This is a genomic window from Rodentibacter sp. JRC1, assembly GCF_020521555.1.
In the GTDB taxonomy this organism is placed as follows: Bacteria; Pseudomonadota; Gammaproteobacteria; order Enterobacterales; family Pasteurellaceae; genus Rodentibacter; species Rodentibacter abscessus.
On record NZ_BPWA01000001.1, the window covers coordinates 2,169,364 to 2,188,494 of the forward strand.

A 19,131-nucleotide genomic window follows, 5' to 3' on the forward strand; every position below is an offset into this window, starting at 1 on the left:
GCGAGGTATCAAATGGAAGACCAAGTGATTCAACCTTTTTACGCTCATTCAGGATTGCTTGAAGATCACTCTGATTGGCAAACACTGCTTTGTCACGCTAATAATGTCGGAGCATTGGCCGCTGAGTTTGCCACCCCTTTCGCTTCGCAAGAAGTTGCTTATTATACGGGACTTTTGCACGATTTAGGTAAATATAGTGAGCGTTATCAAAAGCGTTTGCATGGTGGAGCGAAAGTGAACCATTCCACGGCAGGGGCGAAAATTGCGGCGGAACGTTGGGGAATATTGGGTAAGATGATGGCGTTTTGTATTGCCGGACATCACGCTGGCTTAGCAAATGGTGCTGGAGAAGGGAAGAATCGTTCTACACTCTCACAACGTTTGCAAGAGAATTTCGGTACTGCTCACAATGAACTTCCACCACTTCACCCCATTTGGCAACAAGAACTGAATTTACCCGAAAAATTACTCCCACCTTCTTTAAAACCCTCTAAAAACGAACCTTTCTTTTCTTATGCATTTTTTATTCGAATGCTCTATTCGTGTCTCGTGGATGCCGATTTTATTGATACCGAAGCATTTTATGCAAATTTAGAGAAAAAACCTATTGAACGGGGAAATTATCCGAATTTAACCGCACTTTATCAGCAGTTTAATGCCTTTATGGCAAAAATGAAAAAGCAAGACAGCGAACTGAATCGCTTACGAAGTGAAATTTTAGATTACGCAGTTTCACAGGCAACGCAAGATACGGGCTTATTTTCACTAACCGTACCGACAGGCGGTGGCAAAACCTTGACTTCAATGGCATTTGCTTTGGAACACGCCGAACAGCATCAATTACGCCGCATTATTTACGTCATTCCGTTCACCGGCGTTATCGAACAAAATGCAGCGGTTTTTCGTAAAGCCTTTGGTGAATTAGGCGATATTGCGGTTTTAGAACATCACAGTACTTTCGATCACGATAATTTGCCGGATAAATCCACCCGAGATAAGTTAAAACTGGCATCAGAAAATTGGGATGCACCGATTGTCGTCACTACAGCGGTACAATTTTTTGAAAGTTTATTCGCAGACCGTTCTTCACGCTGTCGTAAGTTGCACAATATTGTAGGTAGCGTGATTATTTTAGACGAAGCGCAAATGTTACCGCTTAATTTATTGCGTCCGATTATGGCAGCGATTGATGAATTGGCGCGAAATTACCAATGTTCCGTTGTGCTTTGTACCGCCACACAACCGGCGATTCACCAGGTGAATGGCTTTTACAAAGGCTTCGAAAACGTGCGAGAAATTGCGCCGAATCCGACCACACTTTTTGAGAAACTAAAACGCACAACCGTGCAACATATTGGCGTTCAAACAGATACCGATCTGCAAGCCAAACTCACGGATAATCCGCAGATATTGATTATCATGAATAACCGCCGCCATGCCCGAGCCTTGTATGATTTAGTTAAAAGGTTGGACGGTGTTTATCATCTCACCACCTTAATGTGTGCCAAACACCGTTCGCAAACATTAGATGAAATTCGTCTACGCCTTAAAAATAATCAGCCTTGCCGTGTGATTGCCACATCTTTAATTGAAGCCGGTGTTGATGTAGATTTTCCATTGGTAATGCGGGCCGAAGCTGGCTTAGATTCTGTCGCTCAAGCGGCAGGACGTTGTAATCGAGAGGGTAAAAAGTTAGCAGAAGAAAGTCATGTTTGGGTTTTCCAACCTGAAGAACAATGGAAAGCACCGATTGAATTAGGGTTACTTTCCGCTTGTATGCGTTCCACTATTCTTAAACATTCCGATGACTTATTGAGTCCGCAAGCGATTAACCACTATTTTCAAGCGGTTTATGAAGTGAAAGGAGCAGAACTCGACAAACAAAAAATTTTAAAAGCATGCCATGATGCCGGCCAAAGTCTTAATTTCCCATTTCAAAAAATCGCAGACGATTTTCGGATGATCACAAACAATTTAATACCGGTCATTATTCCTTTCGAGCAAGAAGCCGAGAAACTTATAGACAGCTTACGCTATGCCGACAAAGTGGGCGGTATTTTAAGAAAACTGCAACCCTACACCGTACAAGTTCCGGAAAAATCCTTAACCGAACTCTATAAAGCCGGCAGAGTTGAAACCATCAATGAAAACAATTTCGGTAAACAGTTTTACCGCTTAATTGGAATGGATTTGTATGATGATGTGGCGGGGTTGAGTTGGAATAATTTGGAATTTTTGAGGAGGGAAACATTAGTTTTATAGTCAAATAATTAGAAGTATTAGTCTTATAGTCAAATAATTAATAGAGGTCTTGTTATGGAACGTTCACGTCTTGTGCGTATGCACATTCAAAATATTGGTTGTATTGGTAATGAAGGTTTAACCGTAGAGTTAGATAATATTGTCTGTTTAGTTGGTGCTAATAATGCTGGTAAAACAACGGTACTGCGTGCATATGAACTAGCTATTCAACAGGAAAAGTTAAAACCTGGAGATATCAATCAAAATGCAAACGGAGAAAATGCAATTGTTGAATTATGGGTTCATATTCCTAAAAATGCAGGAAATATTGATGAAAAATGGAAAGAAGAGGAAGATGGATTATTATTAGTAAGATCTAAATGGGAATGGTCTGCAGAGGGAGGTAAACCTATTCGAACTACATGGGATCCTAAAGAAAATGATTATGCCGATGATGGTAAAGCCGCAGGTCTAGATACTGTTTTTAATAGTCGACTACCAAAACCCTTTCGAATAGGTTCTTTAGATAACCCTCAAGAAGAACATCAGAAACTATTAGAATTGGTGTTAGAGCCAATCCTTAGTAAATATAAAGGAATTATGGAAGATTCAGAATCTGAATTAAGTAAAAAACTACAAGAGGTTAAAGATTTAGCTAATAAACCAATATCAGAGCTTAGTGAAGATATTAAGAACGTTCAAGAGAAAATTAATTCATCATATAACAAGATTTTTAGTAATTCTAATATACGCCTTGATATTGCAGTAGGAGATATAGGGTTTGATCCTAAAAAATCTTTACTGTCAGGTTCAAGGATTAATGTTGAGGAAGCTAATAATTTAGCTAGATGGGATCAACAAGGTACAGGATCACAAAGAGCTTTATTTTGGTCAATATTGCAAGTAAGGTCTGAATTAGCTAGAAATTTAGATATACAAAAAGGTATTGAATCTGATAAAGAAAAACTAAAAAAAACTAGAAGCAAAGCCAAATAAAACCTCAAAAGATACAAAAGAGATTGAAAGATTGAGTGAGAAACTTTCTCTAGCTAATACAAGCAACCTATTTTTGCCAGGTTATATGCTTTTAATTGATGAGCCAGAAACTGCTTTACATCCTTCAGCTGTGCGAGCAGCAAAAGAACATTTATATAGTCTTGCTGAAGAGGCTGGATGGCAAGTAATGCTAAGTACACATCATCCAGCATTTGTAGATCCTTTAAAAGATCATACAACAATTGTTCGTCTTCATCGGAAAGATAGACATAATACTCCGAACATTTACAAATCTGATTCAGCCAAATTTAATGACGAAGAATTGGAAAATTTGAAAGCATTGCTTGCTTTTGATTCGAATGTTTCTGAAATTTTCTTTGGATATTCAGTTATTCTTGTTGAAGGAGATACTGAATTTGCGGCTTTTAATGAAGTAATGAATATACAAAAAGATGCATATCCAATAGAGCAAAGACCTTTAATATTGCGGGCAAGAGGTAAGGCTACCATTGCTATTTTAGCTAAAATTTTAACTCAATTTAAAATAGGTTTTTCTGTTTTACATGATATTGATTCCCCGAAAACAGAAAAAGGAGATAAAAAAAATCCAGCATATTCAATAAATGAGAATATTAAGAAAGTTATAGAAGGTGCTCGTGAATTAGGTCTTTCCGTCAATTATCGTTGCTCATGTCCGAATTTTGAAGAACATCACAAAATGAAATTACCAAGTAAAGATAAACCTTTCGAAAGCTGGAAAGCTATTCGAGAAAATAAAACTATTCGAGATAGTGTAGAAGCTGTTTTAAAAGATTTAATATCCAAATATACAGAATCCAGTACATTAGATCTAGATGGAAAAAACTATGAAAAAATATTAAAAAACTGGATTTGTAAAAATAATAAATCGGCAGAACCTAGATATAAATTTGAGTAATATCATTTTTTATTCACCTCCCCGTGGAGGTGTGGATTACATAATTGAAGGAATATATTATGCCAAACAAAATCAGACTCCATATTTGGGGCGATTATGCCTGTTTTACCCGTCCTGAAATGAAGGTGGAGCGGGTGTCTTATGATGTGATTACGCCGTCGGCGGCACGGGGGATTTTGACGGCGGTGCATTGGAAGCCGGCAATTCGTTGGGTAATTGATAAGATTTATGTGTTAAAGCCGATTCAGTTTGAATCTGTTCGCCGTAATGAGCTGGGGAGTAAAATTTCCGTCGGTAAAATCAGTGGGGCGATAAAGCGTAAAAGTGTGGCGGATTTATATACGGTCATTGAAGAGGATCGTCAGCAGCGTGCTGCAACGGTGTTAAAAAATGTTGGTTATGTGATAGAAGCGCACGCAGTATTAACCAAAAGAGCGGGTGAAGGGGAAACGATTACTAAGCACATTGAGATGTTTAAACGTCGTGCAATAAAAGGTCAATGTTTTCACCAACCTTGTATGGGCGTGCGTGAATTTGCGGCAAATTTTGCCTTAATTGATGACAATGAGCCGTTGCCTGAATGTTGTTTGGCAGAAAACGAGCGTGATCGAGATTTAGGTTGGATGTTGCACGATATTGATTTTGATCACGAAAATCGACCGCACTTTTTCAGAGCCGAAATGAAAAATGGAGTGATTGACGTGCCGCCATTTTATGCAGAGGAGGTGAAATCGTGATTTTATCCGCATTAACACGCTATTATCATCGCCTTGCAGGGCAAACGGATCGTTTGACCGGTAGCGCTAAAGTACCCTCTTATGGATTTAGCGAAGAAAAAATCGGCTGGGTGTTGGAGTTGGATTCGGATGGAAATTTGTTAAACGTGATTCCGAATTTAACCGCGGATAAGAAGCCGCAACCCAAATTAATGAGTGTGCCTCGTCCGGAAAAACGAACATCCGGCATTAAGCCCAATTTTTTATGGGATAAAACGGCTTATGTGCTGGGCGTGGAGAGCAATAAAGACAAAACCACCGCGAAAGCACAACCTATCGCCTTCTCTGAAAAAACCTTTGAAGCCTTTAAACAGTACCATTTAGAATTGCTTGCCGATACTCACGATGAGGGCTTAATTACCGTGAGTCGTTTTCTTCAACAATGGCAGCCTGAACATTTTGCGGAATCTATCTGCCCGATCGAAATGCTGGATGCGAATGTTGTTTTCAAATTAGCCGATACCGGTGGTTATATTCATCAGCGAGAAGCCGCTCAACATCTTTGGGCTGGTTTGTTAGTCACCGAAGAGACTGAACAGGGTTTATGCTTAATCAGTGGTGAAATTGCCCCTATTGCCCGACTTCACCCTGCAATTAAGGGCGTCTATGGCGGGCAAAGTTCGGGCGGTTCAATTATTTCCTTTAATAAAGAATCTTTCACTTCATTTGGCAAGGAACAAGGTAGTAATGCACCTGTTTCTGAACAGGCTGCCTTTGCTTACACCACCGCTTTAAATTATTTGTTACGTAATAATAGCCATCGTTTAACCATCGGTGATAGCAGCACCGTCTTTTGGGCGGAAGCGGATAATACTGCTCAAGCCGAAGCTGCCGAAGAATTTTTTGCCACCTTAATGGCGCCCCCTGATGACGAGCAGGAAAACCAAAAGATCTTTAATGTTTTACAAGAAATAAGCAAAGGACGACCGCTTGCAGAAGTTGAACCGCAGTTGTCTGAAAATACTCGTTTTTATATTTTAGGGCTCGCTCCAAATGCTGCCCGAATTTCTGTGCGTTTTTGGTTGGATACCACGTTTGGCCAACTGGCGAAAAATTTAAGTGAACATTGGCTGGATTTATCACTTGAACCTTGCCCGTGGAAAACGCCGCCTTCAATTTGGAGGCTGTTATTGCAAACGGCATCGCTTGGAAAAAGTGAGAATATATCGCCGGTACTCGCCGGAGAAATGGCGCGAGCTGTTATCACCGGCCATTTGTATCCAATGAGTTTACTCTCTCAACTGATTACCCGCATTCGTGCCGATGGTGATATTAACGGCTTGCGGGTAGCGTTAATGAAAGCGGTATTACAACGAAAATTTAGAAAAGGTCTAATTAAACAAGGAGTTCCTATGAGCTTGAATAAAGAAAGCAATAACCGGGCTTATTTGCTAGGCAGGTTATTTGCGGTGTTAGAACGAATCCAAACCCAAGCATTAGGCGAATTAAATGCCGGTATCGCAGACCGTTATTATGGTTCGGCTTCCGCTGTGCCGTATTCTGTTTTCCCTCGTTTGGTTAGAGGTGCTAAACATCATTTGGCGCGGCTGCGCAAAGATAAACCTGGAATGGCTATTGCTCTCAGTAAAGATTTAAGAGAAATAGTAGCTCGTTTATCAGAAAAGTATCCTAAACATTTAAATGTTATTGAACAAGGAAGTTTTGGTATTGGCTATTTCCAGCAAGAACAAAGTTACTTTATAAAAAAAGAAACCACTGAATCAACTGAAAATTAAGGAAACATTATGTCTATTCAAAATCGCTATGAATTTGTCTTTTTCTTTGACGTAACCAACGGCAACCCGAATGGTGACCCCGATGCAGGCAATATGCCACGCCTTGATCCAGACAGTAGTAAGGGGTTAGTCACCGATGTTTGCTTAAAACGCAAAATCCGTAATTTTATTGAAGTGAGCAGTGAAAACGAAGCAGGCTTCGAGATTTATGTTAAAGAGAAAAGTGTGCTTAATCTGCAAAACAAACGCGCTTATGAGGCATTAGGTATTGAGCCGGAAGCGAAAAAACTGCCGAAAGATGAAGCGAAAGCCCGTGAAGTTACTGCGTGGATGTGCAAAAACTTTTTTGATATTCGTGCCTTCGGTGCAGTAATGACCACCGAAGTGAATAGCGGACAGGTGAGAGGCCCGGTACAATTGGCGTTTGCACAATCTATCGACCCGATTGTTCCGCTTGAGGTTTCCATCACGCGAATGGCGGTAACTAACGAAAAAGATCTAGAAAATAAAAGTGCGATTCAAACAATGGGTCGTAAATATATCGTGCCTTACGCCCTTTACCGTGTTCACGGCTTTATCTCTGCCAAACTTGCTGAAAAAACCGGTTTTTCTGATGAAGACGTGCAAAAACTTTGGCAAGCTTTACAGCTGATGTTTGAACACGACCGTTCTGCCGCACGCGGGGAAATGGCTGCGCGTAAGTTGATTGTATTTAAACACGACAGCGAGCTCGGCAATCAACCTGCATATAAACTTTTTGATGCCGTAAAAGTTGAACGCATTAACGGCGAAAAAGACACACCGGCGAAAGGTTATAACGACTATCGTATCAGCGTACAGGCGGAAGGCTTAAATGGTGTAACTATTGAAGAATTGCTGTAATGAGCGATTTGCAAAATTCCACAGAAATCTTACCGCTTGCCAAGCCGTCATTGAGCAATGACAAGCGGTTGATTTCGCTTTCCGCTTTGCAACATTACGCTTTTTGCCCACGCCAATGTGCGTTGATTCATAATGAACAGGCGTGGGCGGAGAATTTTCTGACCGCACAAGGCAGGGCATTACACGAGCGGGTGGATTCTGGCGAGCCGGAAGTTCGCAAAGGCATTCGTTTTGAGCGAACGGTTCACGTCTCGGCGGAAAAACTGGGCATTAGCGGCATTTTGGATTTGGTCGAACGAAACCTTAAAACCAACGAATTAAAACCAGTGGAATACAAACGTGGCAAACCGAAACCCGACCCAATGGACGAAATCCAACTCTGCGCCCAAGCCTTATGTCTAGAAGAAATGACAGGGCAAACTATCAATGAAGGCGCACTCTGGTATATGCAAACCCGTCACCGTTTGTCCGTTGTCTTCTCCGCCGAGTTACGTGAAAAAACCTTAGCCGTCATCAATGCCGCCCGCTCACTGTTAAACAGCGGACAAACGCCCCCTCCCGAATACGGCAAACGCTGCAAAGCCTGCTCGCTGATTGAACTTTGCCAACCACAGTTATTGGAAAGGGATAAGTCGAAAAGGTATGTGGTGGGGTTGTTTGGGGCAACGTGATATTAGATATTTTATTAAAATTAGGAGAAATTTATATGCCTATTACTGATTGCCGCGGTGAAGATAATCGAGTACAACTTGTCCAGGATTTTGAAATTTTACCCTTGGCTCATGTTAGATTATTGAATGGACAGACAAGGGAAAGTTGTGCTGGACCAACTCTAGATAGGGAGTATTATGTTTTTAGTTACCAAAGCTATGCCAATAGATCAGATGCAGGCACATTCGTTTGTGGAATAACTGTAGCTCATGACTTTATCAATTTAATACAACAACGAAATCCAGAAGTACATCGGTTACCTTTATTTGACCCATTAGCAGGTTTTGCTCAAGTTGAAAACGCTAATAATGTGGATAGAGGAGGAGCAGGAAGAGGGAGACAACAAGTTCCAGCGTGGAATCCAATAGCTAGAGAACTTTATGAGGCAATAAGTATTATTTGTCTTATATGGAATTTGGACAATATTGGAGGTGCTTTGGAACGTGTTTTGTTAAACTTAGCTACAAATCCTATGCTGGTACCGAGAGACTCAGATATACGTAGTATAAATACTATTATTTCTAATAATTTTTTTATCACTGAAAACAATCAACAAAGAGCTAGTTTAGCATTATGCTTTCAGTCTTTTATGAGAAATAATGGAATAGTAAATCCTCCGCTGGTACACTTCCCAAACTTAACAACTCATTTTAATAATCAAGTTGTTAATCCGTGGAATCCAACACCTTATTTTAATTAGTAGTATTTATTGAAAATAAGGTATTAGTAATGCGCAAACTTCAAAACACACTCTACATTACCACTCAAGGTAGTTACTTACATAAAGAACGTGAAACCTTAGTCGTAGAGCAAGATCGAAAAAAGGTGGCGCAGTTGCCAGTGCATTCCATCGGACATATTTTTTGCTTTGGGAATGTGTTGGTATCACCGTTTTTAATGGGATTTTGTGGGGAAAATAACGTCAACTTGGCGTTTTTTACGGAAAACGGGCGCTATCTTGGTCGGTTGCAAGGGCGGCAAAATGGCAATGTGTTGTTGCGCCGAGCGCAATATAAGGCGTCGGAGCAAAATTCTGCGCCTATTGCTCGCAATATTATCGCGGCTAAAATCCAAGCCTCTAAGCGAGTGTTGCAACGGCAGATTCGCAATCACGGTGAGAATGGTGAGCTGCAATCGGCAATTACAGTGTTAAATTATAGTTTGCAACAATTAAAAACTGCACACAATTTAGATTTTATTCGGGGATTGAGGGCGAGGCGGCTTCTCGCTATTTTGGGGTATTTTCGCATTTGATTAAAGCAAATAGCGGGTTTCAGTTTGACGGACGCAATCGCCGTCCGCCACGAGATGGCGTCAATGCGTTGCTATCATTCTTGTACAGCATTGTAGGTAAAGATATTAGCGGGGCATTGCAAGGTGTGGGTTTAGATCCGCAAATCGGTTTTCTACATGCCGATCGCCCGGGGCGAGATAGTCTGGCGCAAGATATTCTGGAAGAATTTCGTGCTTGGTGGGCAGATAGAATGGTGTTGTCGCTGATTAATCGAGGGCAAATTAAACCGGATGATTTTGTGACGGAAACCGGCGGAGCGGTGATGCTTAAGCCTGAAGCGAGAAAATTATTGTTTCAGACATTGCAGGCGAAAAAGCAAGAAAAAATTACGCATCCTTTTTTAGGGGAAGAAGTGGAAATCGGCTTGTTACCTTATATTCAGGCGATGTTATTGGCTCGCCATCTGCGCGGTGATTTGGCTGAATATCCACCCTTTTTAATGCGTTAGTCTTTGTAAAATATTGTTGAAATTTGACCGCTCTTTTCAGCTTCACTTATTAGGGAATAGTTAGACATGCTGATGTTAATTACCTACGATATTTCATTTGATGACCCGGAAGGACAAAAGCGTTTACGTCAAATCGCCAAGCATTGTTTAGATTATGGTGTACGGGCTCAATATTCAGTGTTTGAGTGCGATGTGACACCAGATCAATGGGTTAAGCTAAAAAATAAATTACTGGCAACTTATAACCCGGATTGCGATAGTTTACGCCTTTATCATTTGGGAAGTAAATGGCGTAATAAAGTGGAACATCACGGTGCAAAACCTGCTGTTGATATTTTTAAAGATATATTGATTCTATAGATCGCTAACCTATAGTTCTTATTAAAATAGAGTGGGATTAGCGAATCGAAAAAGTTCTTTAACAATCAGTCAATTAGAAAGATAGCACAATGATTCTGGCGAATCTGCTATACTTTTTTTACTCCCTATAAGCTGTTAGCGAATAACAGGTAATAAAGTTTGATATTTCAATATGTTATCTTATAGGGAGCAGCTGCTTCACGCAGCTGTGAGTTGAAACCTGTGTATGTGCCGCTAAGGTTTCAAAGGCTTTAAGCAGCTGCTTCACGCAGCTGTGAGTTGAAACAAGGTGGCGACAATGCTTGGCTAGTTAAAAAATAGCAGCTGCTTCACGCAGCTGTGAGTTGAAACACCGCCCGGATCACGTGGGTCATTGACATAACCGGCAGCTGCTTCACGCAGCTGTGAGTTGAAACCACGAGTTATAGTGGCAAATATGAGGATAATTTAGGCAGCTGCTTCACGCAGCTGTGAGTTGAAACCTGCAACTTTTCTTAAAAAGAAAATCGCCAATGTTCAGCAGCTGCTTCACGCAGCTGTGAGTTGAAACACCCCAAAGGGCTGACAAAGGGTTTGTGCAATTTGGCAGCTGCTTCACGCAGCTGTGAGTTGAAACTACGGATTGTCGTCCTGCAAATTGTGCAGCGGTTGCAGCTGCTTCACGCAGCTGTGAGTTGAAACTTCCCCAAAGGCAACATAATCCAATCTTGCTCCGGGCAGCTGCTTCACGCAGCTGTGAGTTGAAACACCGGCAAGGGCAAAGCCATCAATATTTTTGGCAGCAGCTGCTTCACGCAGCTGTGAGTTGAAACACCGCCCGGATCACGTGGGTCATTGACATAACCGGCAGCTGCTTCACGCAGCTGTGAGTTGAAACAGGAAAAGCAAAAGACAATCAGCAACAACTGAATGCAGCTGCTTCACGCAGCTGTGAGTTGAAACCCCTACTTATCGGGCGTGAGTTTCGCCACGGCACAAGCAGCTGCTTCACGCAGCTGTGAGTTGAAACCTTATCAATTGGTATTACAAGAAAAAAGATTTTGGCAGCTGCTTCACGCAGCTGTGAGTTGAAACAATGCCGCGCGATTCCAATTCGGCTTTGAGTTGTGCAGCTGCTTCACGCAGCTGTGAGTTGAAACCCCACGCTTGGGATATACCAAGGACTGCGATAGCAGCAGCTGCTTCACGCAGCTGTGAGTTGAAACCTGATAGTGTAATTAGTTCTATTTTCGATTTTGGCAGCTGCTTCATGCAGCTGTGAGTTGAAACCACACCGGCTGCAATTGCAAGCTTGATTAATGACGCAGCTGCTTCACGCAGCTGTGAGTTGAAACCGGCTCTTGTTCCCAATCAAACTCAAAGCCGTTGCAGCTGCTTCACGCAGCTGTGAGTTGAAACAAAGGCATTCAAAAATAACCTTAAAGCGGGTGGTTGCAGCTGCTTCACGCAGCTGTGAGTTGAAACACAATCTATAGGGGCTTTATTGCTAATTAGTTTTGCAGCTGCTTCACGCAGCTGTGAGTTGAAACATTTCGTCCTCCTTAAAAGGGCTTTTAATCGCAGGCAGCTGCTTCACGCAGCTGTGAGTTGAAACAAGCAAATAACCGTGCCCGTTTAACGGCAAACGCAAGCAGCTGCTTCACGCAGCTGTGAGTTGAAACAAATCAAACTTTGCTAAAAAACTAGGCATCTCAAGCAGCTGCTTCACGCAGCTGTGAGTTGAAACACGTAAAGTCATCGCATTGTAAGCATTGTCCTTTGCAGCTGCTTCACGCAGCTGTGAGTTGAAACATCTCATTTGACAACTCTCGCCCCTAGATGAAAGGCAGCTGCTTCACGCAGCTGTGAGTTGAAACACATTTAGAAAGTGCGGTCAAATTCAATCCGCTTTCGCAGCTGCTTCACGCAGCTGTGAGTTGAAACCCTTAACCAGGATAGGGCTAATGACCCAAAGAAGGCAGCTGCTTTACGCAGCTGTGAGTTGAAACACCAATGGTTATTGCGTTGGTTTAACCCTAATCCGCAGCTGCTTCACGCAGCTGTGAGTTGAAACTTAATCAATGAAATAGAACTTACTGGATAATTAGTATCTATGAACCAATAAGAAAATCCACCTTTAATCAGTTAATAATATTTAACCTTTGAGGGTGGATTTTCTTTAGTATTTATTATCGTTGAATTAAATAACGTAATTTTGTTCCGTCTTGTTCAACGCTTAATAAGGTGTAGCCATGGTTTTTTGTATCTACCGGTATATTATTGATAGATTGTGCGCAATCGCTCAATAATTCCAAGACTTCGCCTTTTTGAAGTTGCGGCATGGTTTCTAACATCACGATTGCCGGATAAGGGCAAGGTTCACCAAGGGTGTCTAAGGTGTAATCCGGTGTAATATCTTTCGGATCTTTATCTAGTTTTTGTACAACAGTAAATGCCATATTAAGTCCTCTTTATTTATGAAGAATAAGTTACGCGCCACAGCAATTTTGTGCGGCAACTTTCGCTTTTGCTTTCGCAAGGAAACGACGTTCCCACCATACAACGGCAATTAGGCAAAGAATAAGTAAGCCGTAGTTGACTAATAAGCCGCCGACAGGCCCAAAGGATTTCAAGAGATTGAGTTTTTCATAGTCAAGTGCCAATGCGGGAGCTATATCGTCCCATACATAGGCGAGATAGGTTGATCCCACAACGTTGCCCAAACCAACCCACATAAAATGGACTTGACCTTCCATTGAACGATACATCCAACCGGTTTCGCATCCACCGGCAAGTACGATACCAAAACCGAATAATAACCCGCCTATAATGGCATTTGGCCCTGCCCACATAATTTTTGGTGATACGCCGAGTTGGATATAACTGAATACGCCAATTGTGCCGACCAAAATCCCGAAAATAATGGCTTTTGCCATATAGGCGCGACCGGTTACCCATAAATCACGGAAAGCCGAAGTAAAGCAGATTTGTGCGCGTTCGATTAATAAGCCGAATGCTAAACCACAAAGCATTGCAAAACCAAGTTTAATTGATTCAGTCATGACATAAAGGGAAGCGATGAGATAGGCGAAAAAGATGATCATCCCAATCCAAAAACGGCGTTGGGCTTGTTTCGGATCGGTTTCTTTTAATTTTGCCGCGCCTTTTTTCAGTTCCAGTTTCACTCGAAACATTGGAAGTAATGTCACTTTTACGCCAACGTAAGTGCCTACTGCAGTGGCAATGGTAAAGAACCAAGCATGAGCGGAAAATTGGGGAATACCGGTAAAGAGCGAGGCAAGGTTACATCCCATCGCTAAACGTGCGCCGAAACCTGCTAATGCACCGCCGATTAAGGCTTGTACGATACGGCGTTTATACGGTTGATTACGCCATTTTACGTTGTTTGCCCATAATGCGGCGGAAATACAGCCGGCAAACATCCCGAGAATCATTACGCCATCAATTCGGGTGAAAATCGTCCCCTGCATACCAATGATTTTGTAATAGCTCCATTCGGATACATCAACACCAAGTGCTTGTAACGCATGTCCTCCCCAACGGGTAAATTCACCGGTTACCGCCCAGTAAGTGCCGGTAACACCGAAATAATAAGCAGAGAGCAAACCGGCTGCGATAACCGCAGCCACAGGATTCCAATATTTAATAAGATAATTTTGTTTGAATTGTTGCAAAATCTCTTTCATAAAAAACCTTAGTAAGTTGAATAGAAAATTTGCAAGAGAGGTATAAACAATGTGAAAAAAGAGAAGTTCATCATTTTCCTATACACAAAACTTGCGACATAAGACAAATGGTTGTCAGGACGGTGATGGTAACATTATTTAAAATTAATAGGCAATTTAATTTCTCTTATTTTCATTGTTATTCCATCAATGATGAGTAATCGTCCGCATAAATTCTCGCCGATATTTAACCGCACTTTAATTGCTTCCAAAGCTTGAATCGAACCTATGATCCCGACAATTGGTGCAAGCACTCCGGCTTCTACGCAACTCAATATATTTTGTCCGAAAAGTTGACTGAGATCGCGATAGGTAGGCGTATTAGGTGCATAAGTAAACACCGAAACCTGTCCTTCCATACGAATAGCCGCACCTGAAACAAGCGGAATTTTGGCTTTCTCACATTGCCGATCCAGTTGATTGCGAATATCCACATTATCGGTACAATCTAAAATTACATCAAAGTGCGGTATAATTTCCGCGAGTTTTTCTTCGTCTAATTTAGCGTTGATTGTGTTGATTTGAATATGAGGGTTGATTTGCTCCAACGCTATTTTGGCGGAATCCACTTTTGGCATATTAAGTCGTGCATCGCAATGTAAGATTTGGCGTTGTAAATTAGAAAGCGAAACCTTGTCGAAATCTAACAGCGTTAGATGTCCCACGCCTGCAGCGGCAAGGTATTGAGCGGCGGCACAGCCCAAGCCGCCTAAGCCCACGATCAGCATTTTGCTTTCTTTGAGTTTTTCCTGTCCGTCAAAATCAACGGCTTTTAGAATGATTTGGCGATTGTAGCGTAATTCTTCTTCGTAACTGAGTTCAGCCATTTTTATCCCAATAAATGATTAAAAGGTTCGATAGTAACGGTTTCACCCGCAGCCACGTTGGCACGCTCTTGTTCTAATACAATAAAACAGTTACTTTTCAGAAAAGCACTAAATAAATGAGAACCTTGGAATCCCACTGGTTGTACTTCAATTTGCCCTTGTGTATTAACCCAATAAAAACCACGTTGAAAATCTAAACGACCCGGTGATTTTTTTAAATTCGTGGCTGCGACAGCAGAAAAGTGCGGTGGTTTTTTCCATTGTTTTTCTCCTTGCAGCTTTGTGATAAGCGGTTGTACGAGCTGGTAGAAGGTAACCAAGGCAGAAACAGGATTACCCGGTAAACCGCAGAACCACGCATTTTCCAGTTTACCAAATGCAAAAGGTTTACCCGGTTTAATTGCCAATTTCCAAAAATTCACTTGTCCTACTTTTTCTAACACTGTTTTAGTGAAATCCGCTTCCCCGACGGAAACACCGCCGCTGGTAATGACAAGATCCGCTTGTTTTTGTGCAGAGATAAAGGCTTTTTCAAACTCGGATTCATTATCGGGTAATAAGCCGAAATCAATCACTTCACAATGTAATTTTTCCAGTAATAATTTGACGGTAAAACGGTTCGTATCATAGATTTGTCCGGTTTGCAGCGGTTTGCCGACTTCAATAAGTTCATCCCCGGTGGAAAGTACGGCGACTTTTAAACGTGGGTAACATTTCACTTCGGCGATACCAAGGGAAGCCAATAATGGCAACGAAACCGCATTTAATTTTGCCCCTTGCTCAAGTACCACATCACCTTTTTTCACATCTTCACCAATGCGGCGAATATTTTGATTGGGTTTCGGCAATTCGGTGAAAGTTACCGAACCGTCATCATTGAGCCTGACTTGTTCTTGCATCACCACGGCATCAGCCCCTTCCGGAATCATCGCTCCTGTCATAATTCTGATCGCACTTTTCGCCTTCCATTCACCTTTGAATGGATTGCCGGCAAAAGATTTTCCTGCAACTGACAGAGTGAGTGATTGTTGTAAATCAGCTAAACGTACAGCGTAACCGTCCATCGCAGCATTATCAAAAGAGGGAACATTAATCGGTGAAATAACATTTTCCGCACAAATACGATTGGCTGCATTTTGTAAATTGAGGGTTTCCGTTTTAGTAGGAAAGGGCAGTTGTTCGAGTATTTGCGCACGGGCTTGATCCAAAGTGAGCATAAAAAATCCTTATTTGATAAAAATTGTCGGTTATTGTAGTCCGAAAGGCCAAAAAACTAAAGATTTCATTTCCTTAAGTAATTTTTCTCATTTTACGATCCGATTATCCTTTGCTAGAATACCGCATCATTTTTTAGGAAAGACTGTTATGAAAGAAATTTCACCTGATGCACTGAGTGTGCGTACTGCCTTGATCGAAAAAGGCATTGAAACCCCAATGATTGATCTTACACAAGATAAAGACGGACGTCGTGTCGGAATTGCTAAACATATGCGTGAAGTGATGGCATTAATCGGGTTAGATTTGTGTGATGACAGTTTAGAAGAAACACCCAATCGCTTGGCGAAAATGTTTATTGATGAAATTTTTAGCGGAATGGATTATGCCAATTTCCCGAAAATGACGAAAATCAAAAACCAAATGAAAGTAAGCGAAATGGTGCAAGTCAACGATATTACGCTCACCAGCACCTGTGAACATCATTTTGTGACTATTGATGGCAAAGTTTGCGTGGCATATTATCCGAAAGACTGGGTTATCGGGTTATCGAAAATTAACCGAATCGTTTCTTTTTTCGCACAACGTCCACAGGTGCAAGAACGCTTAACGGAGCAGCTTCTTACCGCATTTCAAACCATTTTAGAAACCGATGATGTGGCAGTATATGTGAAAGCCACGCATTTTTGTGTGAAAGCACGAGGGATTAAGGATACGCACAGCTATACCGTTACTTCTGCTTATGGCGGGGTTTTCTTAGAAGATCGTGATACACGTAAAGAGTTTTTAGCAACGGTTCAAAAATAAAAAAACACAATGAAAAACAACCGCACTTTAAGCTATCCAGAAAGATGAATAAAAGTGCGGTCGTTTTTTATAAAGTTTAGAGCCAAAGGAAATAAGATAAACCACCGATAATAGCGATGCAGAATAAATTTAGAATGAATCCCACTTTTGCCATATGAATTTGTTTCACTCTACCGGTTGCAAATACGATGGCATTCGGTGGGGTGGCAATCGGCAGCATAAAGGCACAACTTGCACCGCAAGCGATAATCGCGGCGAGCGCAATAGGCGGCAAATTCATTGATTGTGCAACAGAGATGATAATCGGCATAATTAATGCTGCGCTGGCGGTGTTTGACGTAAATTCAGTGAGGAAAATAATAAACGCCGTTAGCACAAAGCAAAGCACCCAAAGCGGTTTGGTTTGAACAAAAGACACAATGCTATCAGCCATAATTTTGCTTGCGCCGGAATCTTTCATCACAATGCTGAGTGTTAAACCGCCACCGAATAGCACTAATACACCCCATTCCACACGATCTTGAATTTCTTTCCAACTTGCCACACCGGAAATACAGATGACGATCACGACACAAAGTGCGATGACGGTATCAAAGTTTTCAATTTTTTTCGGTAATTCAAGAAATGCCGTCAACCAAGGATTAATTAAAGAACTAAAAAGCAACAGTATCGCCATTGCGATAAAAATCGTTAAAGTGATGACGTTTTTTCGGTTAAAACTTACGTTTTCGATAGTCGGGTTAAATTCAACATTAAAGTCGGGACGTAGTACCACCCATAATGCCAAAATCATAGAGGGGAGTAGTAATAGCATAACAGGGAAGCCATAGCCTAACCATTCGGTGAAAGTAACCGAAATTTGTGAGGCAAGAATGGCATTTGGTGCGCTTCCGACCAACGTTCCTATACCGCCGATACTTGCGCTGAACGCCATACCAAGCAAAACGAAAGCATAGAGACGGTGGTTTTTAGTGGTGTTGATGCCTTTTAGCATTCCCATCGTAAGGGGTAACATCATTGCTGCAACGGCGGTGTTGTTGATCCACATCGAAAGGAAAGTAGTGACACCGAACAAATAAGCCACGGATAATTTCAAATTTCCTTTGGCAAGGCGAATGATGTAGTTGGCGATGATTTTGTCAAGATTTTGAATTTGTAATACCGCTGCTACCACAAACCCACCGAAGAACATATAAATAATCGGTGTAGAGAAAGGGGCAAGGGCTTTTTGTGTGTTAATTAGCCCTAAGCCAATTGCGAGTACCGGTACCATGAGTGATGTTACCGTAATGTTGAAAGCTTCCGTTAGCCATAAAATACCGATAAAAATCAAGAGTGCTAAGCCACGATTTTCTTGAGGTGAAAAAGGTAACACTCTGATTAGCACAAGCATAAAAATGAAATCTAAGGCGAGAATGGTAAAACTTTTGTATTTAAGAAATGTTGTTTGATGTTGCATAGAAAATACTCCCTTATCGTTTATCAGACTTTTGAATGAGTGTAGGATGCCATGCTACTAGCATCCTATAATAATATCAATTTAATATAAAATTCGGACAACAGCATAGCGCCCCTATGGCATCTATTATTTCAGTCTTGCGCTTTTGCTACACAATACTGGTTTTTTGTAATGTCAAATATTGTATCTTTCTTCTTATTTCGACCTAGAACAATGTGTTTTTATAACTTATTGTTTTGTATGTTTTTATTCTTACTTTATATAGTATGCTTTAATTTTTTTTACATTTAAATTAAAAAAATATATCTTTTTTACAGAAACATATATATAATGCACAGATTTTTATAACGGTAGCAGAAAATTCTAGAAACTGAAATGTAGATTAGGATTTTAATTTTTAAGGTGTAGTAAAACTTTTCCTTTTCTTCTTAAAGTATGGAACATATACTGATGAGCACAGCACAGCACAGCACAGCACAGCACAGCACAGCACAGCACAGCACAGCACAGCACAGCACAGCACAGCACAGCACAGCACAGCACAGCACAGCACAGCACAGCACAGCACAGCACAGCACAGCACAGCACAGCACAGCACAGCACAGCACAGCACAGCACACTGATTTTAGTGTGTCTTTCTCTTAATTTACTTTTAATAAAAAACCCAAGGCTAAGCATTTTTATTTATTAAAAATGCTTAGCCTTGGGTTTTTTATT

16 protein-coding genes, 1 pseudogene and 1 CRISPR repeat array are annotated in these 19,131 nt (G+C 41.3%); of the genes and pseudogenes, 12 read left to right on the forward strand and 5 right to left on the reverse strand.

What is annotated here, in order from left to right:
- Positions 1–12 precede the first annotated feature (12 nt).
- The 10 genes and pseudogenes from cas3 to cas2 all read left to right on the forward strand — a co-directional run bounded on the left by cas3 (position 13) and on the right by cas2 (position 10,381).
- Positions 13–2,262: a CRISPR-associated helicase Cas3' gene (cas3, locus tag HEMROJRC1_RS09925; RefSeq protein WP_226692757.1), complete on the forward strand. Its 2,250-nt coding sequence runs from the start codon at positions 13–15 to the stop codon at positions 2,260–2,262.
- 54 nt (positions 2,263–2,316) lie between these two features.
- Positions 2,317–3,237, forward strand: coding sequence for an AAA family ATPase (locus HEMROJRC1_RS09930; RefSeq protein WP_226692758.1), 921 nt, complete (start codon positions 2,317–2,319; stop codon positions 3,235–3,237).
- A gap of 31 nt (positions 3,238–3,268) precedes the next feature.
- Positions 3,269–4,174: an ATP-dependent endonuclease gene (locus tag HEMROJRC1_RS09935; protein WP_226692759.1), complete on the forward strand. Its 906-nt coding sequence runs from the start codon at positions 3,269–3,271 to the stop codon at positions 4,172–4,174.
- 59 nt (positions 4,175–4,233) lie between these two features.
- A complete protein-coding gene (gene cas5c / locus HEMROJRC1_RS09940) occupies positions 4,234–4,911 on the forward strand; it encodes a type I-C CRISPR-associated protein Cas5c (protein ID WP_226692760.1) in 678 nt (225 codons plus the stop codon).
- The gene (cas8c, locus tag HEMROJRC1_RS09945; RefSeq protein ID WP_226692761.1) at positions 4,908–6,686 is read left to right on the forward strand and encodes a type I-C CRISPR-associated protein Cas8c/Csd1; all 1,779 of its coding nucleotides are present in this window, start codon (positions 4,908–4,910) and stop codon (positions 6,684–6,686) included. The genes cas5c and cas8c overlap by 4 nt, the downstream gene beginning before the upstream one ends.
- A gap of 9 nt (positions 6,687–6,695) precedes the next feature.
- Positions 6,696–7,568 (forward strand): type I-C CRISPR-associated protein Cas7/Csd2, encoded by an 873-nt coding sequence (gene cas7c / locus HEMROJRC1_RS09950; RefSeq protein WP_226692762.1) that lies wholly within the window; start codon positions 6,696–6,698, stop codon positions 7,566–7,568.
- Positions 7,568–8,239: a CRISPR-associated protein Cas4 gene (gene cas4, locus HEMROJRC1_RS09955; RefSeq protein WP_226692763.1), complete on the forward strand. Its 672-nt coding sequence runs from the start codon at positions 7,568–7,570 to the stop codon at positions 8,237–8,239. The genes cas7c and cas4 overlap by 1 nt, the downstream gene beginning before the upstream one ends.
- A gap of 35 nt (positions 8,240–8,274) precedes the next feature.
- A complete protein-coding gene (locus HEMROJRC1_RS09960) occupies positions 8,275–8,979 on the forward strand; it encodes a hypothetical protein (RefSeq protein ID WP_226692764.1) in 705 nt (234 codons plus the stop codon).
- Between the two features lie 29 nt (positions 8,980–9,008).
- Positions 9,009–10,021: pseudogene (gene cas1c, locus HEMROJRC1_RS09965) on the forward strand (type I-C CRISPR-associated endonuclease Cas1c).
- Between the two features lie 66 nt (positions 10,022–10,087).
- Positions 10,088–10,381 (forward strand): CRISPR-associated endonuclease Cas2, encoded by a 294-nt coding sequence (cas2, locus tag HEMROJRC1_RS09970; RefSeq protein ID WP_226692765.1) that lies wholly within the window; start codon positions 10,088–10,090, stop codon positions 10,379–10,381.
- Between the two features lie 189 nt (positions 10,382–10,570).
- Positions 10,571–12,434: direct repeats of the CRISPR family, unit length 31 nt; unit sequence GCAGCTGCTTCACGCAGCTGTGAGTTGAAAC.
- A gap of 115 nt (positions 12,435–12,549) precedes the next feature.
- Here cas2 and yedF read toward each other — a convergent pair.
- The 4 genes from yedF to moeA form a co-directional block, all read right to left on the reverse strand.
- Positions 12,550–12,819 carry a sulfurtransferase-like selenium metabolism protein YedF gene (gene yedF, locus HEMROJRC1_RS09975; RefSeq protein ID WP_226692766.1) on the reverse strand — a complete coding sequence of 90 codons (270 nt, stop codon included), beginning with the start codon at positions 12,817–12,819 and terminating at the stop codon, positions 12,550–12,552.
- A 30-nt stretch (positions 12,820–12,849) separates the two neighbouring features.
- Positions 12,850–14,067, reverse strand: coding sequence for a selenium metabolism membrane protein YedE/FdhT (gene yedE / locus HEMROJRC1_RS09980; RefSeq protein ID WP_226692767.1), 1,218 nt, complete (start codon positions 14,065–14,067; stop codon positions 12,850–12,852).
- A gap of 134 nt (positions 14,068–14,201) precedes the next feature.
- A complete protein-coding gene (gene moeB, locus HEMROJRC1_RS09985) occupies positions 14,202–14,933 on the reverse strand; it encodes a molybdopterin-synthase adenylyltransferase MoeB (protein WP_226692768.1) in 732 nt (243 codons plus the stop codon).
- A gap of 2 nt (positions 14,934–14,935) precedes the next feature.
- Entirely contained in the window at positions 14,936–16,150 is a 1,215-nt protein-coding gene (gene moeA / locus HEMROJRC1_RS09990; protein ID WP_226692769.1) for a molybdopterin molybdotransferase MoeA, read from the reverse strand.
- Between the two features lie 148 nt (positions 16,151–16,298).
- Between moeA and folE the strand changes: the two genes are divergently transcribed.
- Positions 16,299–16,955 carry a GTP cyclohydrolase I FolE gene (gene folE, locus HEMROJRC1_RS09995; protein ID WP_226692770.1) on the forward strand — a complete coding sequence of 219 codons (657 nt, stop codon included), beginning with the start codon at positions 16,299–16,301 and terminating at the stop codon, positions 16,953–16,955.
- A 76-nt stretch (positions 16,956–17,031) separates the two neighbouring features.
- On the opposite strand, the gene HEMROJRC1_RS10000 is transcribed toward folE, so the two are convergent.
- Positions 17,032–18,414, reverse strand: a complete 1,383-nt coding sequence (locus HEMROJRC1_RS10000) for a DASS family sodium-coupled anion symporter (RefSeq protein WP_226692771.1) — start codon at positions 18,412–18,414, stop codon at positions 17,032–17,034.
- Positions 18,415–18,849: 435 nt separating this feature from the next.
- Between HEMROJRC1_RS10000 and HEMROJRC1_RS10005 the strand changes: the two genes are divergently transcribed.
- Positions 18,850–19,059, forward strand: a complete 210-nt coding sequence (locus HEMROJRC1_RS10005) for a hypothetical protein (RefSeq protein WP_226692772.1) — start codon at positions 18,850–18,852, stop codon at positions 19,057–19,059.
- Positions 19,060–19,131: the final 72 nt, after the last annotated feature.